Origin of the sequence: Adlercreutzia sp. ZJ304 (assembly GCF_011039075.1) — a bacterium.
Lineage (GTDB): Bacteria > Actinomycetota > Coriobacteriia > Coriobacteriales > Eggerthellaceae > Adlercreutzia_A.
Genome location: NZ_JAAKEG010000003.1, coordinates 120,147 through 143,002 on the forward strand (window position 1 = coordinate 120,147; position 22,856 = coordinate 143,002).

General features: G+C 49.2%; 17 protein-coding genes. 14 read left to right on the forward strand and 3 right to left on the reverse strand.

Translation table 11 applies throughout. The features are described 5' to 3' along the window. Positions 1–10 precede the first annotated feature (10 nt). The 6 genes from G7Y46_RS02045 (at position 11) to G7Y46_RS02070 (ending at position 8,321) form a co-directional block, all read left to right on the forward strand. Positions 11–718, forward strand: a complete 708-nt coding sequence (locus G7Y46_RS02045) for a response regulator transcription factor (RefSeq protein WP_165062006.1) — start codon at positions 11–13, stop codon at positions 716–718. A 32-nt stretch (positions 719–750) separates the two neighbouring features. Further along, a complete protein-coding gene (locus tag G7Y46_RS02050; RefSeq protein WP_165252103.1) occupies positions 751–2,334 on the forward strand; it encodes an ATP-binding protein in 1,584 nt (527 codons plus the stop codon). After that, the gene (locus tag G7Y46_RS02055) at positions 2,331–3,200 is read left to right on the forward strand and encodes a phosphoribosylaminoimidazolesuccinocarboxamide synthase (RefSeq protein WP_165252105.1); all 870 of its coding nucleotides are present in this window, start codon (positions 2,331–2,333) and stop codon (positions 3,198–3,200) included. The genes G7Y46_RS02050 and G7Y46_RS02055 overlap by 4 nt, the downstream gene beginning before the upstream one ends. A 218-nt stretch (positions 3,201–3,418) precedes the next feature. Next, positions 3,419–4,150 (forward strand): hypothetical protein, encoded by a 732-nt coding sequence (locus G7Y46_RS02060; protein WP_206214160.1) that lies wholly within the window; start codon positions 3,419–3,421, stop codon positions 4,148–4,150. Next, positions 4,143–7,931: a phosphoribosylformylglycinamidine synthase gene (locus tag G7Y46_RS02065; protein WP_165252107.1), complete on the forward strand. Its 3,789-nt coding sequence runs from the start codon at positions 4,143–4,145 to the stop codon at positions 7,929–7,931. Before G7Y46_RS02060 ends, G7Y46_RS02065 begins: the two co-directional genes overlap by 8 nt. A gap of 204 nt (positions 7,932–8,135) precedes the next feature. Further along, positions 8,136–8,321 (forward strand): hypothetical protein, encoded by a 186-nt coding sequence (locus tag G7Y46_RS02070; protein WP_165251962.1) that lies wholly within the window; start codon positions 8,136–8,138, stop codon positions 8,319–8,321. A gap of 11 nt (positions 8,322–8,332) precedes the next feature. Here G7Y46_RS02070 and G7Y46_RS02075 read toward each other — a convergent pair whose 3' ends face one another. The 3 genes from G7Y46_RS02075 to G7Y46_RS02085 all read right to left on the reverse strand — a co-directional run bounded on the left by G7Y46_RS02075 (position 8,333) and on the right by G7Y46_RS02085 (position 9,577). Next, positions 8,333–8,728: a molybdenum cofactor biosynthesis protein MoaE gene (locus tag G7Y46_RS02075; RefSeq protein ID WP_165062013.1), complete on the reverse strand. Its 396-nt coding sequence runs from the start codon at positions 8,726–8,728 to the stop codon at positions 8,333–8,335. Between the two features lie 70 nt (positions 8,729–8,798). Continuing rightward, positions 8,799–9,206: a type II toxin-antitoxin system VapC family toxin gene (locus G7Y46_RS02080; RefSeq protein WP_165062015.1), complete on the reverse strand. Its 408-nt coding sequence runs from the start codon at positions 9,204–9,206 to the stop codon at positions 8,799–8,801. Further along, on the reverse strand, positions 9,206–9,577 hold the full coding sequence (locus G7Y46_RS02085) for a hypothetical protein (protein WP_165062017.1): 372 nt from the start codon (positions 9,575–9,577) through the stop codon (positions 9,206–9,208). Before G7Y46_RS02085 ends, G7Y46_RS02080 begins: the two co-directional genes overlap by 1 nt. 312 nt (positions 9,578–9,889) lie before the next feature. Between G7Y46_RS02085 and G7Y46_RS02090 the strand changes: the two genes are divergently transcribed. The 8 genes from G7Y46_RS02090 (at position 9,890) to G7Y46_RS02125 (ending at position 22,831) form a co-directional block, all read left to right on the forward strand. After that, positions 9,890–10,360 (forward strand): hypothetical protein, encoded by a 471-nt coding sequence (locus G7Y46_RS02090; protein ID WP_165252109.1) that lies wholly within the window; start codon positions 9,890–9,892, stop codon positions 10,358–10,360. 97 nt (positions 10,361–10,457) lie between these two features. Beyond that, positions 10,458–11,948, forward strand: coding sequence for a leucine-rich repeat domain-containing protein (locus G7Y46_RS02095; RefSeq protein ID WP_165252111.1), 1,491 nt, complete (start codon positions 10,458–10,460; stop codon positions 11,946–11,948). 103 nt (positions 11,949–12,051) lie between these two features. Continuing rightward, positions 12,052–14,049: a hypothetical protein gene (locus G7Y46_RS02100; protein ID WP_165252113.1), complete on the forward strand. Its 1,998-nt coding sequence runs from the start codon at positions 12,052–12,054 to the stop codon at positions 14,047–14,049. 104 nt (positions 14,050–14,153) lie between these two features. Then, a complete protein-coding gene (locus G7Y46_RS02105; protein WP_165252115.1) occupies positions 14,154–16,715 on the forward strand; it encodes an InlB B-repeat-containing protein in 2,562 nt (853 codons plus the stop codon). A 49-nt stretch (positions 16,716–16,764) separates the two neighbouring features. Next, positions 16,765–17,352: a hypothetical protein gene (locus G7Y46_RS02110; protein ID WP_165062971.1), complete on the forward strand. Its 588-nt coding sequence runs from the start codon at positions 16,765–16,767 to the stop codon at positions 17,350–17,352. 99 nt (positions 17,353–17,451) lie between these two features. Continuing rightward, positions 17,452–18,195 (forward strand): hypothetical protein, encoded by a 744-nt coding sequence (locus G7Y46_RS02115; RefSeq protein ID WP_165252117.1) that lies wholly within the window; start codon positions 17,452–17,454, stop codon positions 18,193–18,195. 8 nt (positions 18,196–18,203) lie between these two features. Next, positions 18,204–19,013: a hypothetical protein gene (locus G7Y46_RS02120; protein ID WP_165252119.1), complete on the forward strand. Its 810-nt coding sequence runs from the start codon at positions 18,204–18,206 to the stop codon at positions 19,011–19,013. Between the two features lie 134 nt (positions 19,014–19,147). Further along, positions 19,148–22,831 carry a hypothetical protein gene (locus tag G7Y46_RS02125; protein WP_165252121.1) on the forward strand — a complete coding sequence of 1,228 codons (3,684 nt, stop codon included), beginning with the start codon at positions 19,148–19,150 and terminating at the stop codon, positions 22,829–22,831. Positions 22,832–22,856: the final 25 nt, after the last annotated feature.

A 22,856-nucleotide genomic window follows, 5' to 3' on the forward strand; every position in this document is an offset into this window, starting at 1 on the left:
GGCGTTAGTTATGAATAATGATACGCGACGCATTTTGCTTGTTGAGGACGAGAAGAATATTCGTGATGCTGTAACAGCGTATTTAGAGCGCGACAACTACTGGGTAACTGCTGTCGGCGATGGGCAGGATGCGCTAGATGAATTCGCGAAGCACCACTACGACTTAATCATTTTGGATCTTATGCTTCCGCGCGTTTCAGGCGAACGTGTATGCCGCACTGTTCGCGACAGTTCGGATGTTCCCATTATTATGCTTACCGCAAAAGGTGAAGTGGAAGATCGCGTAATAGGTTTAGAGCTTGGTGCGGACGATTATCTGGTAAAGCCCTTCAGCCCGCGTGAATTGGTTGCGCGTGTAAGGTCGCTTCTGCGCCGTGCCCATTCAAACGATGCGCCGCAGCGCGAGGTGCTAGAGTTTGGCGAGTTGATTATAGATATCTCAGGTCATAAGGTTTTGGTCGATGGCAAAGAGATAGACCTAACGGCTAGCGAATTTAAGTTGCTTACTACGCTTTCGCGCTATCCCGGTCGTGTGTATTCGCGTATGGAATTGGTTGAGAAAGTGCTTGGCTACGACTTTGAGGGCTACGAGCGCACGATAGACAGTCATGTGAAGAACCTGCGTGCCAAGATTGGCGATAATCCGAAGAATCCTAAGTGGCTTCATACCGTACACGGTGTGGGTTATCGTTTTGAAGATCCTACCCAGTCTATTTAGTGTGAACTGTAGAGCCCTGTAAATCTAAAGTAATGGATAGCGAAACTACTACGGATCAGAATACGCCCGAAGCTGCGCCTGCGGCAGATGAAAAGCGCCCTAGTAATTCTGAAGAAAATTTTGCTTCAGAAGACGCGGAAGAAACAAAGCGCAAGCGCAGCTTTTTTTCGCGCTTGCGCTGGGCAAATTTAACCTACGTAACACGTATTGCGCTATCGTTTGCAATGATAGCGGCGCTTACAGCCATAATTTCTGTATGCGTAGTTAGCGCTGTTTGGGGTCAATATTTTCAAGCTTATACCGCAGAAAATATAGAGTCGCTAGCCTCGACTGCCGCTACTCGTATAGCTTTGGTTTACGAGAATTCGGGCGAATTGGACTCTGAAGCGGTAGAAACTATTGCTATGGCAGCGGAAGTGTCGCCCGAAGTTAGCATAAAAGTGTTAGATGCTGCGGGCAATACGATTTATGAAACTTCTAATGAAAGCGCCCCTAGGGGGGATGGCACATCATTTGAACCTAGCGATCCTGCGCAAATTGCCGGCGCAAAAATTAAGGTGGGCGACAAAGTTGTAGGTTCGGTTCGCATGTGGGTTTACGGGTCTGACACGCTTATGAACAAGCTGGACAGGCAGTTCAGAGACAATTCATATGCGGCGCTGATTTTTGCGGGTTTGGCTGCTGTGGCGATTGCATCGCTGTTTGGCATGGTGTTTGCGCGGCGTTTGGTGGCACCGATTAATCGTCTTACACGCACGGCTGCTGCGGTAAAGGCTGGCAAATTGAATGCGCGCTCTAATTTAACAGGTGAAGACGAGATAGCGCATTTAGGCGAAACTTTCGATGCCATGATTGCTTCGGTTGAAAACGATCGCAAGTTAGAGCAGCGCTTAACATCCGATGTGGCGCATGAACTTCGAACGCCACTAATGTCTATACAGGCAAACATGGAAGCCATGATAGATGGCGTATACGATACCGACGAAGAGCATCTGGAAAGAGTAAATAGTGAAGTTCAGCGCCTGAGCCGTCTGGTTGATGCATTGCTGAAGTTATCGCGTTTGGAAAATAGAAGCAATCCTATGAAGCAAAACGTGGTAAACCTTGGCGAACTTATTGGCGAAGTTGTGCAAACTCACGAGCAATTTGTAACAGAATCGGGGTTGACGCTTACTTTCTATACCGACGACCGCGTGCTTGTACTTGGCGACTCCGATATGATTCGTCAAGCTGTTGTGAATCTAATTTCGAATGCGGTTCGCTATACGCCCGAAGGTGGACGCATAGATGTAAGTGTACGTCGCAGTACTGCTATGGCTAATATTGCTGTTAGCGACACGGGCATTGGATTGTCTCCCGAAGAAGCCAAAATGGTATTTGGACGCTTCTGGCGTGCCGATGCAGGGCGTGCTAGGGCAAGCGGAGGCTTAGGAATCGGTCTTGCGGTGGTAAAAGAAATTGTAGATCGCCATAAGGGCTGGATAGGCGTAGAGGGCGAAACAGGCAAAGGCGCCACGTTTACAATACATATTCCGCTTTATGAAGATACAATATCGCGTGTTCGTGCACGTAGTAATTTGCAGCGCAACCGCATAAGCGACAGGAGGCAATCGTGAATCCGATAACAATCAAGCCGATATCTCAGGGTAAGGTGCGCGATATATACGATTTGGGCGACAAGTTGATGTTGGTGGCAACCGATCGTATATCGGCATTCGACTATGTCTTGGAAGACGAGATTCCCTATAAGGGCAAAGTTCTAACGCAGATTTCTAAATTCTGGTTTGAATTGCTTGACGATGTGGTGGATAACCATATGATTACCACCGATGTGGCAGATTTGCCGGATGAATTTGCGCCGTGGTCAGAGTGGCTTGACGGGCGCTTTATGATAGTACGCAAAATGGAGATGTTCCCGGTAGAGTGTATAGTGCGCGGATATTTGGCTGGTAGCGGTTTGAAAGAATATAAGCGCGAAGGAACAGTGTGCGGCATTCACTTGCCCGATGGGCTACAAAATTCTTCGAAGCTTCCCGAAGTGCTGTTTACGCCTTCCACGAAAGCTGAAATTGGCGATCATGATGAAAACATCAGCTTCGAGCGATGCGCGCAGATACTAGGCGAAGATGACGCGCAGGAATTAAGGCGGCTGTCTACGCTGGTTTACAATGCGGCTGCTGAATACGCTAGTCAGCGCGGCATAATAATTGCGGATACGAAATTTGAATTTGGGCGCGGTGCAGATGGTTGTATAGCGCTTGGTGATGAAGTGTTAACACCTGATTCGTCGCGTTTTTGGCCGGCTGATGAATATGCGCCCGGAAAAGATCAGCCGTCGTTCGATAAGCAATTTGTGCGCGATTGGCTTACGGCAAATTGGGATAAGCAAGGTACACCTCCGCGTTTGCCTCAGGAAATAATAGAGCGTACATCGCAGAAATACTTACAAGCTTACGAACTTTTGGTTGGTAAGCCGCTGTAACTTTTGCGCGTCGGATATACGTCGGATATATCAGGGCGTAAAGTCGGAAAGGTTACGTTCAGAGGCTACGCAACCTTCACTCCGTTCTTCCGTATTGCCAGAATTTCTTGTCCTTTCCAACTTTACTTATGGTGCAATGTGTCGTTAATAGTGCGCGATAGTGCTTGATAATTTACTATAATTGGTAAGTTATTTAAGAACCCGGACAGGAGTTTTGCATGTCGCAGCGCAATCCTATGAATGAGCGGTATAACAGCGAGAATAAACATGGAGTTACACGTAAAAGCGCGGCTTCGGCTAAGCCGAAATCGAAAGCTGCAGCAACAGTTACGGTAGGGACGGCTAAAAAAACGCCAGCTGAGCGAAAGGCTGCACAAAAGGCGGCACGCAAAAAAGAGCAAGAGCGCCAGCGTGAACTGGACAGAAAATATTACAAGCCAGATACCGCCCGCTATAAGAAATTGCGTATTACATGGATGTTGTCGCTAGGCGGCGCTATTGTGTGCGTTTGCGCGTCGTGGGCATTGCGTGGCGTGCAGCCCGATTGGCTGGCAATTGTGGCATTGTTCTTGGCGTATGCGCTAATAATCTTTGCATTCTATGTAGACTTTTCAAAAATTCGCAAAGAGCGCAAGGCTTATCAGGCGCGCATGGTAGCGCTTGAGGAAGAGGACGCAAGAGCTGCGCGCAAAGCCGGCAATAAAGCTGCCGCTGCAAAGAAAGAGGCTGAGGAAGAAAAAGCGAAGCCCGTGGTGCAGAGCCGACGCGGCTTAGGTGCGCGTCGAAAAAAGGCACAGCAGGCTGAGGCTGCTAAGTTAGCCGAGGAAGCTCGTAAGAAATCGCAAGCGGATGAGGCGAATGCCGAAGCGGATGCGTCAAAACCGGAAGCTACCGGCAAGGCTGGCGAAAAGGCTAAAACTAAGCCTGCGAAGGTGGACGACAATGGTTAACAGAATATACGTAGAAAAGAAGCCGGGGTTTGATCCGCATGTTAGTCGCTTAACAAGCGAATTGCGTGATGTGCTGGGCGTGCAGGGGCTGCATGGTCTGCGTGTGCTGAATCGCTACGATGTGGAAGGTGCTGGTGATGAATTATTTGCCAGCAGCGTTGCAGGAGTATTCAGCGAACCTCAGGTAGATTTCACGTATCGCACTTTAGATGAAGCGAACATTTCTGCGAAAGCGGAAGTATTCGCCGTTGAGTCGCTGCCGGGGCAATTCGACCAGCGTGCCGATAGCGCAGCGGAATGTATGCTTCTAATAGGACAGCAGGTGCGCCCCGATGTGCGCACGGCTACTGTTTATGTTTTGGAAGGCGATCTTTCCGCAGACGATATTGAGGCTGTTAAACATTACGTTATTAATCCGGTTGAGGCACGCGAAGCGCAGCTAGAGCCAGTGAAAACACTAGAGCAAGATTTTCCAGAGCCTGCCGATGTAGAAGTGTTAGATGGTTTTCTTCAGTTAGACGAAGATGGTCTTGCGGGCTTTATTGCCGAGCGTGGGCTTGCTATGGATTTGGCTGATATAACGTTCTTGCAGCAATATTTTCGTGAAGAGGGGCGCTCTCCTACTATTACGGAAGTAAAAATGGTAGACACATATTGGTCTGACCATTGCCGCCATACCACTTTCGGCACGCAGCTAACCGATTTTGAAATTGCCGATGCGAATGTGCAACGCGCGTTTGATAAGTATTTAGAATTGCGCCGCAATCTTGGTCGCGAAGATAAGCCCGTATGCTTGATGGATATGGGCACTATAGGTGCGCGATGGCTAAAGGCGCAGGGTATTATGCGCGGCGTGGATGAGTCTGAAGAAATAAATGCTTGTACTGTGCGCGTGAAAGTAGATGTTGACGGGCAACTGCAGGATTGGTTGTATTTGTTCAAGAATGAGACGCACAATCATCCTACCGAGATTGAGCCTTTTGGTGGTGCGGCTACGTGTGTTGGTGGTGCCATTCGCGATCCGCTTTCAGGGCGCAGCTATGTGTATCAGGCGATGCGCGTAACGGGCGCATCTGATCCTACCGCGCCCATGTCTGACACGTTGCCCGGTAAGTTGCCCCAGCGTAAGTTATGTATAACGGCAGCTGAGGGCTATTCGTCGTATGGCAATCAGATTGGGTTGGCTACCGGGCAGGTAAACGAACTTTACCATCCGGGGTATGCGGCAAAGCGTATGGAAATTGGTGCGGTTGTAGGCGCTACGCCGGCTGATCATGTTCGCAGGGAAACGCCAGCGCCGGGCGATGTTGTGGTTTTGCTGGGCGGTCGTACCGGGCGTGATGGTATAGGTGGTGCCACGGGGTCGTCGAAGGCGCATGGGCTGAACAGCTTGGAAAACTGTGGTGCCGAGGTGCAGAAGGGCAACGCCCCGGTCGAGCGCAAAATACAGCGTTTGTTTAGGCGGGGCGAGGCTTGCCGCATGATAAAACGCTGCAACGATTTTGGTGCGGGCGGCGTTTCTGTAGCAATAGGAGAACTTGCCGATGGCTTACAGATTGACTTAGACGCAGTACCTCTGAAGTATGCCGGATTAGATGGTACCGAAATAGCTATTTCTGAAAGTCAAGAGCGCATGGCGGTCGCATTGGCTTCCGAAGATGTTGAGGCATTCATTGGCTTGGCGCACGAGGAAAATTTGGAAGCTACTCCAGTGGCGCGCGTTACAGCTGAGCCGCGTGTATGTATGACGTGGCGCGGTAAGAATATTGTTGATGTTTCTCGCGAATTTCTTGCCAGCAATGGGGCACCGAAGTTTCAAGCTGTTGAAGTGCGAAAGGCTACAGGCGGCAGCAAGGCGGTTTTGTCGAATGACAAAGGCACTATCAAGCAGCGTTTCTGTGCGCTGTTATCCGATATAAACGTTGCTTCGAATAAGGGTCTAGCGGAACGGTTTGACTCTACAATAGGTGCAGCTACTATTCTTATGCCTTTTGGTGGCGCCACGCAACTTACACCTGCTTTGGCAATGGTGGCGAAGCTGCCAGTTTTAGGTGGTAAGACCACTACAGTTTCTGGGCTTTCGTGGGGCTTTAACCCTTACTTAACCGAAGCTGATCCGTTCGTAGGTAGCTATATTGCAGTATTGGAATCAGTGGCAAAACTTGTGGCTACGGGCTTCAAACGTGCTGATATATATTTAACATTCCAAGAGTATTTTGAAAAATTGCGAGACGAGCCTGCGCGCTGGGGAAAGCCAGTTGCAGCTGTTTTGGGTGCGCTAATGGCGCAGTTAGATTTCCATGTTGGCGCAATTGGTGGTAAAGATTCTATGTCGGGCAGTTTTGAACAGCTTGATGTGCCGCCTACACTGGTATCTTTTGCGACAGCTGTGGGATGTGTGGACAGAATTACATCGCCCGAATTTAAGCGCGCGGGAAGTCGCATAGTGTTAGTGTCTCCCAAATATTCCAGAGACTTTGCAAACTACATTGTGCCTGACGCGGCATCTGCGTGCGCCGTGCTAGATTGGGTGGAAGCCGCTATTGGTCGCGGCGAAGTGCTTGCCGCTAGCATTTCTGGCTACGGTGGCGTGGCGGAAGCGTTGTTTAAGATGTGCGTGGGCAATCGCCTAGGTGTTAGCTTAAATAATTTGCCTCCTATTTTTGGTGCAACTTCAACTGCGGACACGCTGTTTAGTCTTGCATATGGGTCGTTCATCTTAGAGATGGACGAGCGTGCGCAGGTGCCTGCTTCCACAGACGATATAGAAATTAACGTTATAGGTACGGTAACAAAAGCTTACGAATTGGCGTTGCCCGAAGAAACACTTAACTTGGATGAACTTCAAGAGATATGGGAATCTGGTATTGAAAGCGTGTTTCCGTATCGCACTAAGCGTGAAGAAACAGAGGCGGCAGAAGATATTTCTGTAATTAGCTACAGCGCGGGCTCTGCAACAACTTATAGCGGCGCGGCTATTGCTCGACCTCATGTTGTTATTCCGGTGTTTCCCGGAAATAATTGCGAATATGATTCTGCGGCAGCGTTTGAGCGCGCGGGTGCGCGTGCCACTACGTATGTTATTAACAATTTGTCGCCCGATGCAGTACGAGAAAGTACCGCTGAATTAGCGAAACTTATTCGAAGTGCACAAATAGTTATGTTGCCGGGTGGTTTTTCGGGGGGCGATGAGCCCGATGGGTCGGCGAAATTTATAACATCGTTTTTCCGTGCGCCTGCTGTGACCGACGCTGTGCGCGATTTGCTGCAAAATCGCGATGGTTTAATGCTTGGCATATGCAACGGTTTTCAGGCGCTGGTGAAATTGGGGCTTGTGCCTTATGGAGATATTCGCCCTATAGATGCCGATTGCGCGACGTTAACATTCAATCAGATAGGACGTCATCAAAGTCGTTTGGTGCATACGCGGGTGGCTTCTAATTTGTCGCCGTGGCTTGCAGAATGCAAGGTGGGTGACGTGCATACTGTAGCTATAAGTCATGGCGAAGGGCGCTTTGTGGCACCACCTGACCTGTTGGATAAACTGGTTGTGGCGGGGCAGGTAGCTACTCAGTATGTGGATTCTTGCGCTAGGCCTTCGATGGATTTGGCTGTTAACCCGAATGGCAGTATGTTGGCTATAGAGGGAATAACCAGTCCGGATGGACGAGTGCTTGGGAAAATGGGGCATACTGAGCGCGCGGGAACTAATTTGTACAAGAACGTTCCCGGTAATTTGTATCAGCCAATTTTTGAAGCTGGAGTAAAGTATTTCCAATAGGGTGTGTTGATGTGTAAAGCCTGAAAGATTACGTTCAGAAGCTACGCAGCCTTCACTCCGTCTTTCAGGCTTTACTTACGGATTGTAGATTAGATTCTATATTCGATGCGTGAAATCAGGAAGGCTACGTTCGAAAGCTACGCAGCCTTCACTTCGTCTTTCTGATTTCACTGTTGATATTTTCATTGGATGGGGCAGTAGGCTATGAAAAAATCTGAGTTGGATTCTGATGAAAAGAGAAGAGTCGCGGCAAAAGCACACGGCTCTTCTAAGAAATCTGCCAAGTGCGACCTTTATTTACGTGCCGCCAATGAAGATGATGACGGGTACGATCCGTATAGCGACAGACCGTATATCGAGCCTTTTTATGAGCCAGATCCGTGGGATTAGTTAATTCGTAACTAGGCGTATATTTCCTTCTCTACAACTAAGTCGTTTTTGATTTTGCCCACAAGCTTCTGTAGTGCGTCAATGCAGTTCGGGCGTATATCTGCGCCGATTAAAACATACATCAGACTGTCGCCCACACCTAACTTACCTTCATTTAACCATACGCGCACATAATACACACCGGGCCACGTAAGCGCTTCTTCTATAGCTGCGTCTACACCAGCTGCATCGTAGCTGAATTCTACTTGCGCAACATTGCCTAGCCCTTCAACGCCTTCACGCACCTGCGCTTTCGGAGTTATACGCACTACGCCGTTGTGGGTAAGAAACATGCCGCATTGCTCTGCTTCCGGCGATGTTTTCGCTTCTTTTAGCCACTGATCTATAGATGGTTCTTGTTTGGACATGAGATCTCCTAAAGTGTTAACGAATTATGCGCAATCAAAAATAACGCAACATTAATTGGATAGCAACTAGTTAAAAATCTACCAGTTCGGTGCAGTTAACTTTTGCTTCGCGACATATCTGCATTAGCTTTTGATCTAGTGTGAACAAAGTGGCTCCATTGCGCCGCGTCATACACAGATAGAGCATGTCATATACGGGATGTTGAAACTTTACAGCTTGAGAGAAGACCTCCGTCATATAGTCTTCGGTATGTACAAATTTGGTAATAAGGCTTTCTGCGTATGTCATTCGTTCTTGGGCTGTAAGCTCGTCCATCTCGCCATGGACAATATATTTCCAAAATGAATTTCTCAATTCTATACGAAAAAAAGTAGGGGCAATAATTTCTTCATTAGGCTGCAAGAGCATAAGAAGCCCGTTTCCTTTTTCATTGTCTAAAGCAATATTAACCGCGGCACTACAATCCATAACAACCATTATTTACCTGCTAATTCTGGAATTATACGATCCATTCGGGATTCGCGTTCTTGCCTTATCATTTCTGCCGTATCTTGAAAATCCTCAGATAGCTCGATCGGTTCTAATAAACTAATCTTTTCGAATAATTTCCTGCGCTGTTCTGTTCTAATTTTCAATCTAGTTTCTTCATTGATGTGGCACGCAGCTAAATTTGGATTAAATATCACGCTATCGGGATTGGTTGTGCCACGCACCTGATTGTATAAATCTAGATAATTTCTAAGTATGTGCAGAGTTTGCTGGGCAATGCTTCGGTCTTCGTTGTTGGCACATATTCGTAATGTGTCGTATACATCAGGGGGGCAGTCTTTTAATTGTAAGGCTGGCATATTTACTCCTAATTGCATCCAAAATGAATGATAAGTGCATTATAGTGTATTGTGTTTAATAAGGGAAGTAAGAGGCGAAAAATACTCTTTTAGCTGGGAAATCTTCACATAATGTTCGATATTTAGAACACTTGTATTATATCTTGATAAGATAAATGCATATCTGTTGAAATCGTGAAGGGCTCTGCCCATTCTCAAATTTATGCTTGCATTTTGCTTTGTGCGAGGCGTATAAATTGTTCAGCCTTAAAAGGCATCGGGTATAAAAAAAGACGAAGTTCATCAAGGCAGTTATTGCACGGGACGCAATAGATGATGAACATTAAGGGACAGATAGATATGAGTGACACTACTATGCTCAAACGAGCTGCTTCTGTGGTTTTATCCACAACGCTAGCATGCTCTCTTGCGCCGTTTGCAGCTTTTGCAGATGAAAACAATAAAGGCAATGCGGCGGATGCAGCAGATTCTAAAACCAATACAACAAATGTGCAGACACAAGAAGGCGAAAATGCGCTTGTTGCTACTCCTATAGAAGTGCAAGATGTGGTGCGCGCAAGTGTTCCTGTGAACTTAGATGCAGATATTGCCACCATGCTTACCTACAACGATCTAAACTATGTGGCAGATGAGGCAACCGCCACAGCAACACTGGTTGGTTTTAGCACAAGCCCCGAAGGTGCACTAGAAATTCCTGAACAAGTTGTTTCTGGTGAGAAAACCTACACAGTAACGAACATAAGTTCGAATATAGAAATGGGGGGGGGGGTTCTGCGATTCTAGGTTAGACCCTGAAAACCCCGCAGAAACCCAAAAAATTTCAACCGCTGGTGCGGTAACTCAATCAAACACTGCTGAAGGTGCGGCAAGCGCTGCAGATGTGGCAAATTCCACAAGCGCGGCAAACTCCCAAAATTCCCAAAGCGCCACAAATCCCTATACAAGTGAATATTACGCCGAAGCCGAGAAAACACTTGGCGTTACCTCTATAACTATTCCATCTACAGTTAAATCTATCGATGTAGGCTTTTTCCAGTTATTCCCAAACGCCACAGCAATACATGTGGCAGAGGAAAACCCTGTTTACTCAAGTTATAACGGCATTCTTTGCAATGCCGACCTAACAAGCCTCCTCCTCGTCCCGGAGGGTATGGAGGGCATGTCCGTGCTCCCTGACACATTGGTCGCCGTCCCTGCTTGCGTATTTTCCCGTTGCACCAAGCTTCAGACCATTGTATTTCCCAATGGGAGCACGGCTAATTCAAATGCTCTTACCACTCAGGACGGTATCTTATACACAGCTGACAAAACTACTCTTATAGCTGCACCTGCCGGAATTGGCGCTAGCGTTACTGTGGCAGCTGAATGCACGCAAATTGCAGAAGGTGCTTTCTGGGGAAACGAAAGCTTGTCAACCATAGTTTCAGATGGAAAAGTTAAAGCCATTGAAGCTGGAGTTTCCAGCCAGATTGAAGACACCTACGATATATACCCAGCGTTTGCAGGCGCTGTTGTACAGGGTGCTACTGTTGCCCTGCGTGTTTCTGCAGATGAACACGATGCTGCTAAAGCTGCTTGGGAAGCGGTAGGGTTTTGCAACTTTGCTGACCCAGCAATGCCGGGTCAAGTTGAAAGCCCTGAAGAAAACGAAAGCGGCTTTACATTTACCTTGCAAGACGACTACACGCTAGCAGTAGGCTGGGCGGGCGAGGATATTCCGTCGGCTGTTGTAATACCTGACGCTGGTGTTGTAGCGGGCATGGAATACACCGTATCTACCATTGCCGATGGCGCATTTGATGGTCTTGCTAATCTTGAGGCTGTCTATATTCCGGACACAGTGAAAACCATAGGCAAGCGCGCATTTGCGAACACGAATCTTAGTAACTTTGTGGTACCAGCGCAGCTGCAAGCCATAGATGACGAAGCTTTCGCCAACATCGACGGTATAACAATTGTGGACGCGCGGGGTACGGCGGAGGTAGCCGCGAACGCTTTAGATGGCACCACCAACGCTCATGTATACGCACCCTACAACGAAGCAAACGAATACGCTTGGAAGACGGGAGTGCCTGCAACTGGCAATACTTTTCATCCCTTTGGCGTGAAGCTGAGCTCTGACACCTTCGACATTTGCGTTGGGGGCACTGTCTCGCTCTTCAATGGAGAGGGATATATCTATGCAACCGGGGATGTGTATCCCGTAGTAACCTACCCTGCCAAATCGTTCTCTATAGATGTAGACGCAGGAACGATAACTGCGCTTTCTGAAGGCAATATGCGCTTCCATATAAGTCTGGCAATCGACCTCGATCGATTGCAGCCAGATGGTTCCATCAGTTCAGAGACGCTTACGCTTCTCGAACCATAAAACCCCAAAGCCCCAATTCATACAGATATATCACGTATCCAAGGTACCCGATAAACATAGGGACAAGGCACGTGCGTGCCACGAGTAGTAAAGGAAGAAGGAAATGAAGACAACGAGTTTGACCAAACGGATGATATCGGGGGTGACAGTTGCCGCTCTTGCGCTGACGATGTTTCCGCTCATCCCCGGTACGGCTCATGCTGTGGAGGGTGTGGCGAATGGCTCCATTGTTGAACAAAGCGACGAAGGCATAGACCCACTCGCCGTCCAAGCCATTAACGTATCCGTTCCTGTTGTAGTCACCTTCGGTGGCACTGAGGGTTACGATATTGCCAATCCCTCCGATAGCATCACCCAAGGATTTAAGATACAGAACAAGGGTGATACTGCTCTTATGGTGAAGGGCATTGAGATTAACGGTTCCACCGATTCTACGTGGCAAGATATGTTCGAAGCAGTTAGCCCCACTGAAGAGGTTACTAACGACTCACGTTTCTTCGGTGCGAACTACAAGAATTGGTTTTCGCTGTATCCAACCACTCGTCCCGATCAGGCTGTTGATACCGACGCAGACGAGAGTTTGGTTGCGGGTACCTATACTAAGTTTGCCAACGACTTGTTCTTGGTCGGTTCTAATGGCGAGCTTGACTGCACGTGGCGGCTGAACCTGACGAACACCGACGACTCTAACGATTACTACAAGATGCCTACCTATACCGATAACAGCAATGTGGTTACGGCAACCACGGCGGGAAACAAGGACGTACAGTTTAACGCCGCCAATCTTAATTCTATTGCTGATGGCAGCTTCCATAAGTTGGTAGACGTGAAGTATTACATATCCGAATATGTACCAAAAGGTAGTTTGACTGTGCGTAATGGTGACGGTACGATAAACCAAGAAGCTACCAACGCAAAGCTGGAACAGAACTCGGCATTTTATCTGATTGATAAAGGCACGAACGAGTGCTTTAGCCTTACTGACGTGAAGAACCACTCCAACGATATCACCAAAAATGGCGAAAATTCCGTTTACTACGGCATGTATCTAAACTACATCAAGGACGAGAGCGCCTATGAGTGCCGCACCACATGGGGTACATCTTGGAAGGTGCCTAACGAGATAAAAGGCATAGCAGATGAGCCTACAACAGAGGAGCCTACAACAGAGGAGCCGGGCACACCAACAGAGGGTGGTACGGAAGATCCGGATGAAGGTCTGAACGTCAAAGATTCTATTCGCTACGACCTAGACATTGTTGGTCTTTTGCATGATGACAGGGCTGACAATACTGGCAAAGCTGGCTTAACCTTCCAGTTCAGCGGTCTGCTCTATCCTGATGCCGTACTCGATGATGCAAATAATAGAAAACGAGTAGCATTAACTAAGTCAGGAACTGAAGCTGGTTATTGGCCTGTGAATGAGACAAATACTTATCCTGATGGTTCTACTTGGTTTACAGATAGTGCATCGGATGGATGGCAGTTCTGGCCTAAGGTAGTGAATAATCAGGGACAGAATAACCCAACTTGGAAGACTTCGTTAGTAAGAAATGAAATGAATCCCCCGAGTATGCAGTACACATCCGACTATAGCAATATAACAAATAGCCGCATCTGGAATAAGATTCCATCTGCTTTGCAGACCAATATGGTTTCAGTCAACAAAGCAACTGTTGAATGGAATGGTGCAGATTTCGCAATTGATGCCGAGTTGTCAACAGATAAGGTATTTCTTGCATCTGCTCGTGAGCTTTTAGGAGATGCGGGCATCAAGAATACTGGTAATGCTAATTCACTATCTAAAGAAGGTTATCAGTACGAGTATTACAAGGTTCACAATGTTCAGAATAATGTTTCTAGTGCTACGAACGAACCGTTGCAGCGCTATTACTTGAATGAGGACGGTACCGTATATTCCGGTTCCAAGGAATTTGTATGGGAGAACCATCGTTCTGCTGCTAGTGGCGTTCCGGGAAGTAGATTATTGTATAAGAGAGACTACAATGGTTCTGCATCTTCTTTGTCTCGGGTAAATGTATTGGCAGGCTACACCTTATTCTACTTTCCCATTTCCTTCTCCCCGATGTTCTGCCTGTAAATAGGCGCATCTAGCAACTAACACATCGTGTAAGGTCTGCTGGTTAAAACCAGCAGACCTAAGCGAAGCTCTAACTTTTAAACATTTATGTAAGAGGTACGCATATGCAACGCATACAACAGATACAGAGAAAAGGCAGATGCCTCGCCGTGGCGTTTGCGTGCGTGCTCGCTTTCGCACTTGTGAAATCGCTGATGGGCTACACGGAGGCGTTTGCTGAGGAAATGGATGCTACGGCAACCGTTACCTCGGCTATTGGCGTGAAGGTCATAGATACCTCAACCGACGTTCCCGATGGTCCGCGTCCGGGGCAGAACGTCGACCCTGAGAAGGATGACTTGGGCAACCTGACGGGCAACGTGTTCGCCACTTCCACCATGGGAATTCGCGTCATAGATTCCTCGAATGGTATCGACACTCCAGACCCCGGTCAGAACGTTACACCCGAGCAAGACAGTTTCGGCAACCTTACCGGCAACGTGATAGCTACGTCTGCGCTAGGCATCCGCTTCACCAATTCCGAGTTTGTGAAGGACTATACGGTGGAGTGGAAGAACTACGACGGGTCGGTGCTTGCTACCGACACGGTGCCGTGGAATACAGTACCCGCATATACCGGTTCTGAGCCTACAAGACCCGAGGATTACGACTATACCTATGAATTCGCCGGATGGGATAAACCTATTGACCACGTTTTTGAGGACACTGTCTATGAGGCTACCTTTACCGCCGTGCCGCAGCCGAGTTACGAAGTCACCTTCGATCGCAACGATGCGAGTGGGGATACAGTGTATGCCACCGAGACTGCGACGAAGCGAAGCGGCTATAAAGTAGTAGCGCCGTCTCCGTCTCCCGAGCGTGCAGGTTACACGTTCGGCGGTTGGTATCGCGACAGTTACTGCACCCAGCCGTTCTATTTCGATAGCACGATAGTCTCTGCACCTATGACGCTTTACGCCAAGTGGGAGTACGCGGTATACGAGGTATCGTCTACGCTTGGCATCAAGATTATCAATACCGCGCAGGATGTGCCGGATGGGCCGGCTCCCGGCGATAATACCGAAGATGAGCGCGATGACTTGGGTAATCTGACCGGCAATGTTACAGCTACTACGACGCTGGGTATCCGGGTTATTAACACATCCAATGATGTGCCGGATGGACCGGCTCCCGGCGAGAACGTGACCGACGAGACTGACGGTGACGGCAATCTGACAGGCGACATCATCGCCACTTCTGCCCTTGGTATTCGCCTAATTAACAGCGAGAACGCCCTGAGCACTTACACGGTAACGTGGGTTAATGAGGGTGGCGAGGTGCTTGAGGTGGACACCGGTCTGCGTTGGGAGCAGATGCCTTCCTACGATGGACCGATGCCCACTAAAGCGGGCGATGCGCAACACACCTATGTGTTTGCCGGCTGGTCTCCGAAGGTTGACAAAGTGCTGCGAGACACCACCTATACCGCTACCTTTAATGATATGGGTCCGAACGAGTACGCCGTGCATTTCAAGCACAACGATGGTACCGGTGATGTGACCACTGAAGTAGTTGCGGCAGGCAGCCCGGTTGAGGCGGCCGATGCGCCAGCATACGAGGGTTACACCTTCGACGGCTGGTTCGAGGGCACCGAAGCTAACGATGGCACTATCACGTTCGGAGACAAGTTCGACTTCACCACCGAGATAGTTGCTGAGACTACGCTCTATGCGAAATGGACACCCATTACCTACACGATCGACTACTACAAATACTCGGGGGATTTGTCTGCCATGCAGACAGCAGATGTTCAAGCGCAGGCAGAGGCAACGTTGCCTACATCGTCTAATGTGGCAAGTTCGGTTACTGGGCACAAGTTGTCTGCTTGGTATGCATTCACCGAGGTTCCTACCGGCGATGCGATTAAGCTTGCTGAGGGCAATGGTTGTTGGCTGGCAGACCCGACAGAGGGTACGGCTTCACCAACGGCGATTGAGCTTGCAAAGGCTGCGGGTGTGGCTACCACTGGCACTACAGGAGATGCAAGCCTCAACTTCACAGTGAAACTCTACGCTACATGGACCCCGGTCTACTCGGTGACAGTTCCGCTGGATACGATAGCGAATCGCACCTTCACTTTGAAGAACGGTGCCAAACAAGCTTTGGCAACGGATAGCCTCACCTTTACGAGCACGACTCCTCGCGAAGTGGAATTGAGCGCTGCCTCGGTAATCGATTCTGCTAACGCCGAGAACATTAAGACGGCATTGGGTGTTAATTCGATTGGCGACATCGATAGCAGCTATGTATACAAGTTTGCCAGCGATGCCACCGATAACCATGACGGCACTGTGATCATTTCTGGTGGAAGCAGCCCCATTACGATCAACGGCAGTTTAGACAGTACGCAAGACATTGGAAGTACGCCGGCGAAGACGGTAGAGGGTGAGGCCGTTAAAGCAGGCGGCAAGCTTACAGGCAAGCTGGTTCTGCAGCTGGGCAGCAGCGCTAACCCAAGGCAAGAGGGTGCAGATTGGGGCAAGCTTAGCACCATCACTTGGTTTGCCGACATAGACGAATCAGGTGTGGGGCAAGATTCCGGCAACTGGCTTTATGCAAGCGAAGATGCCATTTATGGCGTTGATGTCTCGCAGACACGACAAGTGAAACATCCCGTGCCCCTCTAAGTCTGGGGGCTTGAAATACGACACGCAAACGATGATTTGAAGGATACCGATGACAGACAAAAATTCAAAATACAGGCAGGTAGGCATGAAGATACCAAATGGCACACCGCATAAGCGTCCAGCATCTCAAGCACCAAAATCAGGCACCAAGCGCACTGTACTGATAATTGTTGGCTGCGTGGTGCTTGCTCTTGCCATATGGCTGCTCGTGTGGTTGTTCGCATGCAATGGAAATAGCCTTTTCGACCCCAGCGCTCAAACAGGTCAGGCTCCCTATAAGACCGATGAAGAGATACAAGCTGAACTAGACCGCACGGTCGAGGAAGGCATGTTCAATATTTCCATCGCTTCTGTCATTGAGTTTGAGAACGGTACGTCATCGGGTACTGCCTATATAGAAAATGTACCGGGCAATCGATACAACATGCAAGTGACGATAACCGATGACAGCACAGGAGATGTGCTTTACGAAAGCGGCATTCTGCAGCCCAATCAGTACATAGAAAACATCACTCTAGCACGCGATTTGGACGCTGGGAGCTATCCGGCAACGGCTACCTTTTCGGCTATTGATCCCACTACCTACGAGGAAATAGGACAAGCAGCAGCAAAGGTAACTCTGAACGTTAAGGGCTAGGAGCATCCGCTTAATTATGCAAGGTACCACGCGGCGATGGGAAGCCGCAGTACATACACGAAGTTAGAAATGGCTTATAGACAACAAGGAGGAAAAGCCATGAAGAAGACCACTAAGATTATGAGTACGCTGGCACTGTCTGCCGTACTGGCTATGGGTTGTGCCGTGCCTGCATTCGCAGAAGGTACTGGCGGTACAGATGGTGGCAGCACACCGAACTATGGCTCCAAGGTTGGCGCGGGCAAAACCCAGCTGAATAACACGAGCAAAAATGAAGAGGAAAATGCTGGCACTGTTACTAATGGCGCGGGCGCTGCTGTGACCGACATTAATCTGCGCACCACCACCGACCAGATCAACTGTATGCTGCCGCTTGAGATGACTGTAGCAGCCAAGACTCTTGGCGGTCCTATCATCTGCCCGAGCGCTGGTACTTACGCCATCCAGAATAACGTTGAGACTGGTAGCCTCTACATTATTGGCATGAAGGCCGAGCTACAGGAAGGTTGGACCGCCTCAAATAAGAATGCTCTGCCGGGCGAGAACGAGAGCATATCCGCCACTGAGACCGGTCACGGCGCCGTCTACATGCAGGTGACTGCTAACTCTGATACCAAGGCGCTTACCGAGAACGAGCAATCATTCAAAGAATATACAGATATGGCATGGGCTGTTCCTGCTAAGGGTAGTCTAGCTCTCGATCTAAAAGGTCACGCATCTGCAATCACGGGCATTGCAACCGATGAGGCTGCTGGCGTTCAGTTGATGAAGGTGACTTACACCGTATCGGCTATGCATCCGAACAACGCCACCATACTCGCTAGCGAAGTGACGGCGGAATAGTCTCTTAAATGTCAAGACATTCGCGACAAGACGATACTAGACAACCTGTGGGGGCTGCATATCCTGCAGCCCCTAGCACCGCCGCGCCCAAAAGCTTCGGTATGAGAAACCCCTCTGTGCAGCCCGGTCAGGATGCGGTACATGCACAAGCTCAGACAGCAGCACGGCAGCAAGGGTATGGACAGCCGGGCTACTATGGGCAAAGCTACGCTCAGCAAGGGTATGCCCAAACAGCCTACAACTACGATCCTCGCTATGCTCAGTACGTTCAAGCGAACTACGTGCCGCCTGCCACGAGTGTAGCTGTCGAGAGCAAACGTAATAAGCGGGGAGTGGGCTTCTGGATAGGTATTGCAATAGCCATCTTGGCACTCGTAGCTGCTGTCTTTTTGGCATACATGCTCTTCTTCGCAGAAAAACCGAGCAACCGAGCAGGTAGCTTGGGACAGCTTGAAGGGAAGAGTGAAGCCGAGATACAAGCCGAGCTGGACCGTATTGTAGAGAAAGGCATGTTCAACATCTCTATTGCGAGTGTGGCGCAGTTTGCAAGCGGCACCGCAGAGGGCGACTTACGCATTGAAAACGTGCCGGGAAATCCATATCTGATGCAGGTAACTATTACTCGTGACGACACGGGGGAAGTGATATACGAGAGCGGGATTTTGGAGCAGAACTACCACATACAGAAGGACGCGCTTAGCGTGGCGCTGCCCAAGGGTACCTATCTCTGCACCGCTACTTTCCACGCGCTTGACCCTAACACCGAGGAAGAGGTGGGAGTTGCAGCCGCGCAGATAGTTATAGAGATTCTCTCGTGATGATTCATATCGGGCAGAGAGCAGAATCCGTGACTGGGTTCGCTTTACGCCCGCTATGACAGTGAAGGGTGCGAATGTACCCAAAGGGATGAAGAAACTGGGATAGGGCATTCGAAGGTAAAGGGATGAAGGCCATGAAGACACTCATGAACAAGATGATAGCCTGTATATCGGCAGCAGCGCTTACATTGGGGCTGCTGCCGGCATCGGCAATAGCGCTTACGGAAAGCGACCTTATAGGGGAGAGCGCGACCTACACGGGCACGGGTACTCAAGAGGTATCGACCGACATCAACTTGGTGACATATGGTGGTCTTACTGTTGTCCCTGCAGATGAGCAGTTCCTCGAGGAAGACTATTCGACGGGCGCACCCATAACGGTGTGGGTGTCGGGCGCTTCGAGTGCTGAGCAGGCACCATCCGGCACGTGGAAGTGGGCTCCTGCTGCCTACAAGAACAACGGCAATCCAGATTTTGAGAGTGCCTATGCGAAAGCGACCGTGCTTGCACCAGCATCCACCGATGGTGCCACATACGACACCGAGAGTCGTTGCTGGGCCTTCACGCATATACCGCGCGCAGACGGGCTTGCGCCGGATGCTACTTACTGGTACTGGTTAGATGTAGCGGATGGTTCAGGTCTTACCGCCTCTACTGCCCAGCAGGCGAAGGACGATCCTTACGTGGTCGTGCGCGAGAGCGGGTATAAGCCCGGTCCTTTTTTAGACGGTCCATCCGGTGAGTGGACTTTCGCGCTAGCAGGTGTGGGTGTAGACAAGATAGATGGGCATATCTTAGATACTAACGATGCTGCGGGTTCAATTAAGATAGGCTCGACTATCTACACGTCGCCCCTGTTCGCAACGGATTCCTCTTACAAGGCACTTGTACAAGCTGCAGGTACCACTATGGCAACAGAAGGCGCTTGGAGTGTCTCTGTGCGCGACGTTGTTCCAGAAGAGGCAGATGCTTACATTTCCGCTCCAATTATGGTGGCGATAAATGCAGCTGACATTGAATGGCCTGAAGGCGCAACTGCGCCTATTCCCGGCACTAGTTTTGAAGTGCTACGCATAGACCCTACAACTAGCAAAGTTATAAAGCTTTCAAGCGATGCTGCTTATGGTCTTACTTATCACGAAAGCGGGCTTATCACTTTCTATGTGTCCGATTCCGGCAAAACTGGAGACATTGGCACGTATTCGCTTGCTATTGCCCAAACTAGCCAAGATGCCAACCGTGCGTTCGAAATAGCAACAAGTGCAGGCGAAAATGGCACCATATCTGGTGGCGGAAGCTATGCATACGGTACTGCTCCAACCTTCACATTTGAACCTACCACCCAAGGATATGAAACGGACACGCTTACCCTTTCCATTTATTCGAAAAAAGGCGACTCTGCTCCAAAAAAGACCGTCAACATTAAGAATAAAAATGCCTCCGAGGGCGACAGTTCGTATGGCACATGGGAAGGCAACTCGTACACGCTGCCTGCTACATTTAATGAAAACAAAGACGAACCCTATGCAGTCTTGACAGTTGCGTTCAAATATAAACAAGACACAGACCCTGAAACGCCGGTCAAACTAACGGTGAAAGCTACAGGGCCCGGTAGCGTTTATGTGGGAAGCAATTTGCCCGAGACATGCGTAAGTGAAGCTGAAAAGGTTTTCACCACGGGTCAGACTTATGGCACTTACACTTTAGAGAAAAACAAAGCGGTAGACCTGATATTTGCATCAGATACTAATGCGCGCGTAAAAAGTCTAACTATTGCAGGGCAGAATTTTGAGGGCATAGATGCAAGCTATCAGATATCTAAGCTAACTGAGGATACAGTTGTTGAAGTTGTATTTGAATACGGCACTATTGTGGTGCCAGATCACACTGTAAGTGCAGTTTATGACAAAACTAAGGCGCGCGTGGGTTTCGGGGAAACTTCTACCACGTGGGCGGATTCGACAACTGTTGCCGATAAGGGTTCTGTAACTATGCTTGTGCGACCGCTAAGTGGTTTTGCGGTTGAAAGTGCAAAATTGTTCTACGGCGATGTTGAAGGAGCGGATGTAACAGAGGCTGCCAAAGCTGGTCTGATTCAAATTGACAATGTTGTACGCGATACGCAGGTGCGTTTCACCTTCGCCACTCTTGAAGCCAGTTTTACGCTTTCAACTGTTGTGCCGGGTTCTACTGTGAAAGACGCATCGGGCAAAGTGCTTGCGGCGGGCGCTGCACTAACTGCAAGTGGAGAGGCAGATGCAACACTGACAATTGTGCTTGATGCGGGCAAAACGCTTGATATGAACTCGGTCAAACTGACAGGTAGTGCGGGCGCTGTTAGCCCACAAATTGCAGGACCTTCTACAGTAGGAGGCAAGCAAGAATATAGCGTTACTGTAAGTTATCAAAACGTGGCAGATGCAGGTGCAGGCGCAACTCTTAGCTACGCGCTTAAAGATGGCGGATCTACTGGTTCTGATAATCCGCCGACTCCAGCAGATCCTGAACTGCCCGGCGGTACCACTTTGCCGGGCAACAACGGCGATGGCAAACTTGAGGGTGGCTCGGTTGTTGCAGCCGATACCAATGGCGATGGCAAAGCCGACAGCGTAGCCTATGTACCCGAAGAAGATAATGGTGTAGTTGACACTATCGTAGTTGATGGAGTTACGGTACTAGATGAGTGGGGCGTAGAGCTTAAAGATACAATGGATGGTCCGGATTCATCAGGCATTTTGACTGATCCGGCTACGGGAGTCCGCTTTGACACAACAACCGGTGAATACATTACGCCAGATGGTAATCGCTACACAGTAAATGCGGAAGCCGGGCAAGTAACAATTACGTCATCCGATCGCGACTTAAAGCCCACCGGGTCGTTTGCTACAACACTTAATCTAACTGTAAATGTAGTGCCTAAGGTGGAGGCAAGCGATGGCGGCAGCGTGCTGCCTGCAGGCGTGTTTACATGGAAGCGTAATCTGCCATTGATTATTATATCTGCTCCCGAAAATGGCAAATGGCTGAACACTCTTGAGGTAGATGGCGTTGAATGGGAACATGTTCCAGCAACGCAGAGCCATGTTGATCAGCTTAATAATACGCTTGCAACTATAGATTATCTGAACGGTGCCACGAAAAGTCGCATGCGCAACGTTTCTAGGCAAACAGACCTTATGCCGGCTGTTCAAAATGTAAATAATACAGTTACGCTGCAGCGTACAATAGCGGCGCTTACTGGGGCTGAGGTTGCGCATGCAGCGCCCGACAACATTGTTCTTACCGAGGGTATGCGGGCGGCTGTTGTTCCAGCAGATTATTTCACTGGCAATAATCCCAGCGTTTCTGTTCGTGCCGATTTTGGGGAGCGCGAATACAACATAAGTGCGCGTATTGATGGTGGGCATGGTCGCATTGCGGGCACTTCATCGTCGGATGAAACTTTCACGGTGAAGTATTTGCAAGCTGGAAGTTCGTACACATTAAACTATGAGGCTGACAATGGATATCGTGTAGTGGGTGTTACCGACAATGGCGTGGCAGCTACTGGTTTCACGCAGACGTCATATAAAGTGAACAACATAGCCGACGACCACGAGATTGTAGTAACCATAAAGCCCGTTAGCGCCCTTCCTGCAGGTGCGACAGATCCGGTATCGCGCACAATTAGACGTTTAACCAGCCTTGCTCAGACGGGCGACTTAAATCTGCCCGGTATGGTGGGCTTGCTAGGAATTGCTTGTGCTGCCGTGGGTGTTGTGGTTATTTCTTCTAGCAGGCGCAAAGAAAGTAAAACTGCCATTCATGCCGAAAAATAGGGAAGCAAGAATAAACTGGTAAAAA

Excerpts from the sequence above, each read along its gene's own strand:
- G7Y46_RS02045 (WP_165062006.1), top strand. The coding sequence starts at position 11 with ATGAATAATGATACGCGACGCATTTTGCTTGTTGAGGACGAGAAGAAT.
- G7Y46_RS02050 (WP_165252103.1), top strand. The coding sequence starts at position 751 with ATGGATAGCGAAACTACTACGGATCAGAATACGCCCGAAGCTGCGCCT.
- G7Y46_RS02060 (WP_206214160.1), top strand. The coding sequence starts at position 3,419 with ATGTCGCAGCGCAATCCTATGAATGAGCGGTATAACAGCGAGAATAAA.
- G7Y46_RS02065 (WP_165252107.1), top strand. The coding sequence starts at position 4,143 with ATGGTTAACAGAATATACGTAGAAAAGAAGCCGGGGTTTGATCCGCAT.
- G7Y46_RS02070 (WP_165251962.1), top strand. The coding sequence starts at position 8,136 with ATGAAAAAATCTGAGTTGGATTCTGATGAAAAGAGAAGAGTCGCGGCA.
- G7Y46_RS02075 (WP_165062013.1), bottom strand. The coding sequence starts at position 8,728 with ATGTCCAAACAAGAACCATCTATAGATCAGTGGCTAAAAGAAGCGAAA.
- G7Y46_RS02080 (WP_165062015.1), bottom strand. The coding sequence starts at position 9,206 with ATGGTTGTTATGGATTGTAGTGCCGCGGTTAATATTGCTTTAGACAAT.
- G7Y46_RS02085 (WP_165062017.1), bottom strand. The coding sequence starts at position 9,577 with ATGCCAGCCTTACAATTAAAAGACTGCCCCCCTGATGTATACGACACA.
- G7Y46_RS02090 (WP_165252109.1), top strand. The coding sequence starts at position 9,890 with ATGATGAACATTAAGGGACAGATAGATATGAGTGACACTACTATGCTC.
- G7Y46_RS02100 (WP_165252113.1), top strand. The coding sequence starts at position 12,052 with ATGAAGACAACGAGTTTGACCAAACGGATGATATCGGGGGTGACAGTT.
- G7Y46_RS02105 (WP_165252115.1), top strand. The coding sequence starts at position 14,154 with ATGCAACGCATACAACAGATACAGAGAAAAGGCAGATGCCTCGCCGTG.
- G7Y46_RS02110 (WP_165062971.1), top strand. The coding sequence starts at position 16,765 with ATGACAGACAAAAATTCAAAATACAGGCAGGTAGGCATGAAGATACCA.
- G7Y46_RS02115 (WP_165252117.1), top strand. The coding sequence starts at position 17,452 with ATGAAGAAGACCACTAAGATTATGAGTACGCTGGCACTGTCTGCCGTA.
- G7Y46_RS02120 (WP_165252119.1), top strand. The coding sequence starts at position 18,204 with ATGTCAAGACATTCGCGACAAGACGATACTAGACAACCTGTGGGGGCT.
- G7Y46_RS02125 (WP_165252121.1), top strand. The coding sequence starts at position 19,148 with ATGAAGACACTCATGAACAAGATGATAGCCTGTATATCGGCAGCAGCG.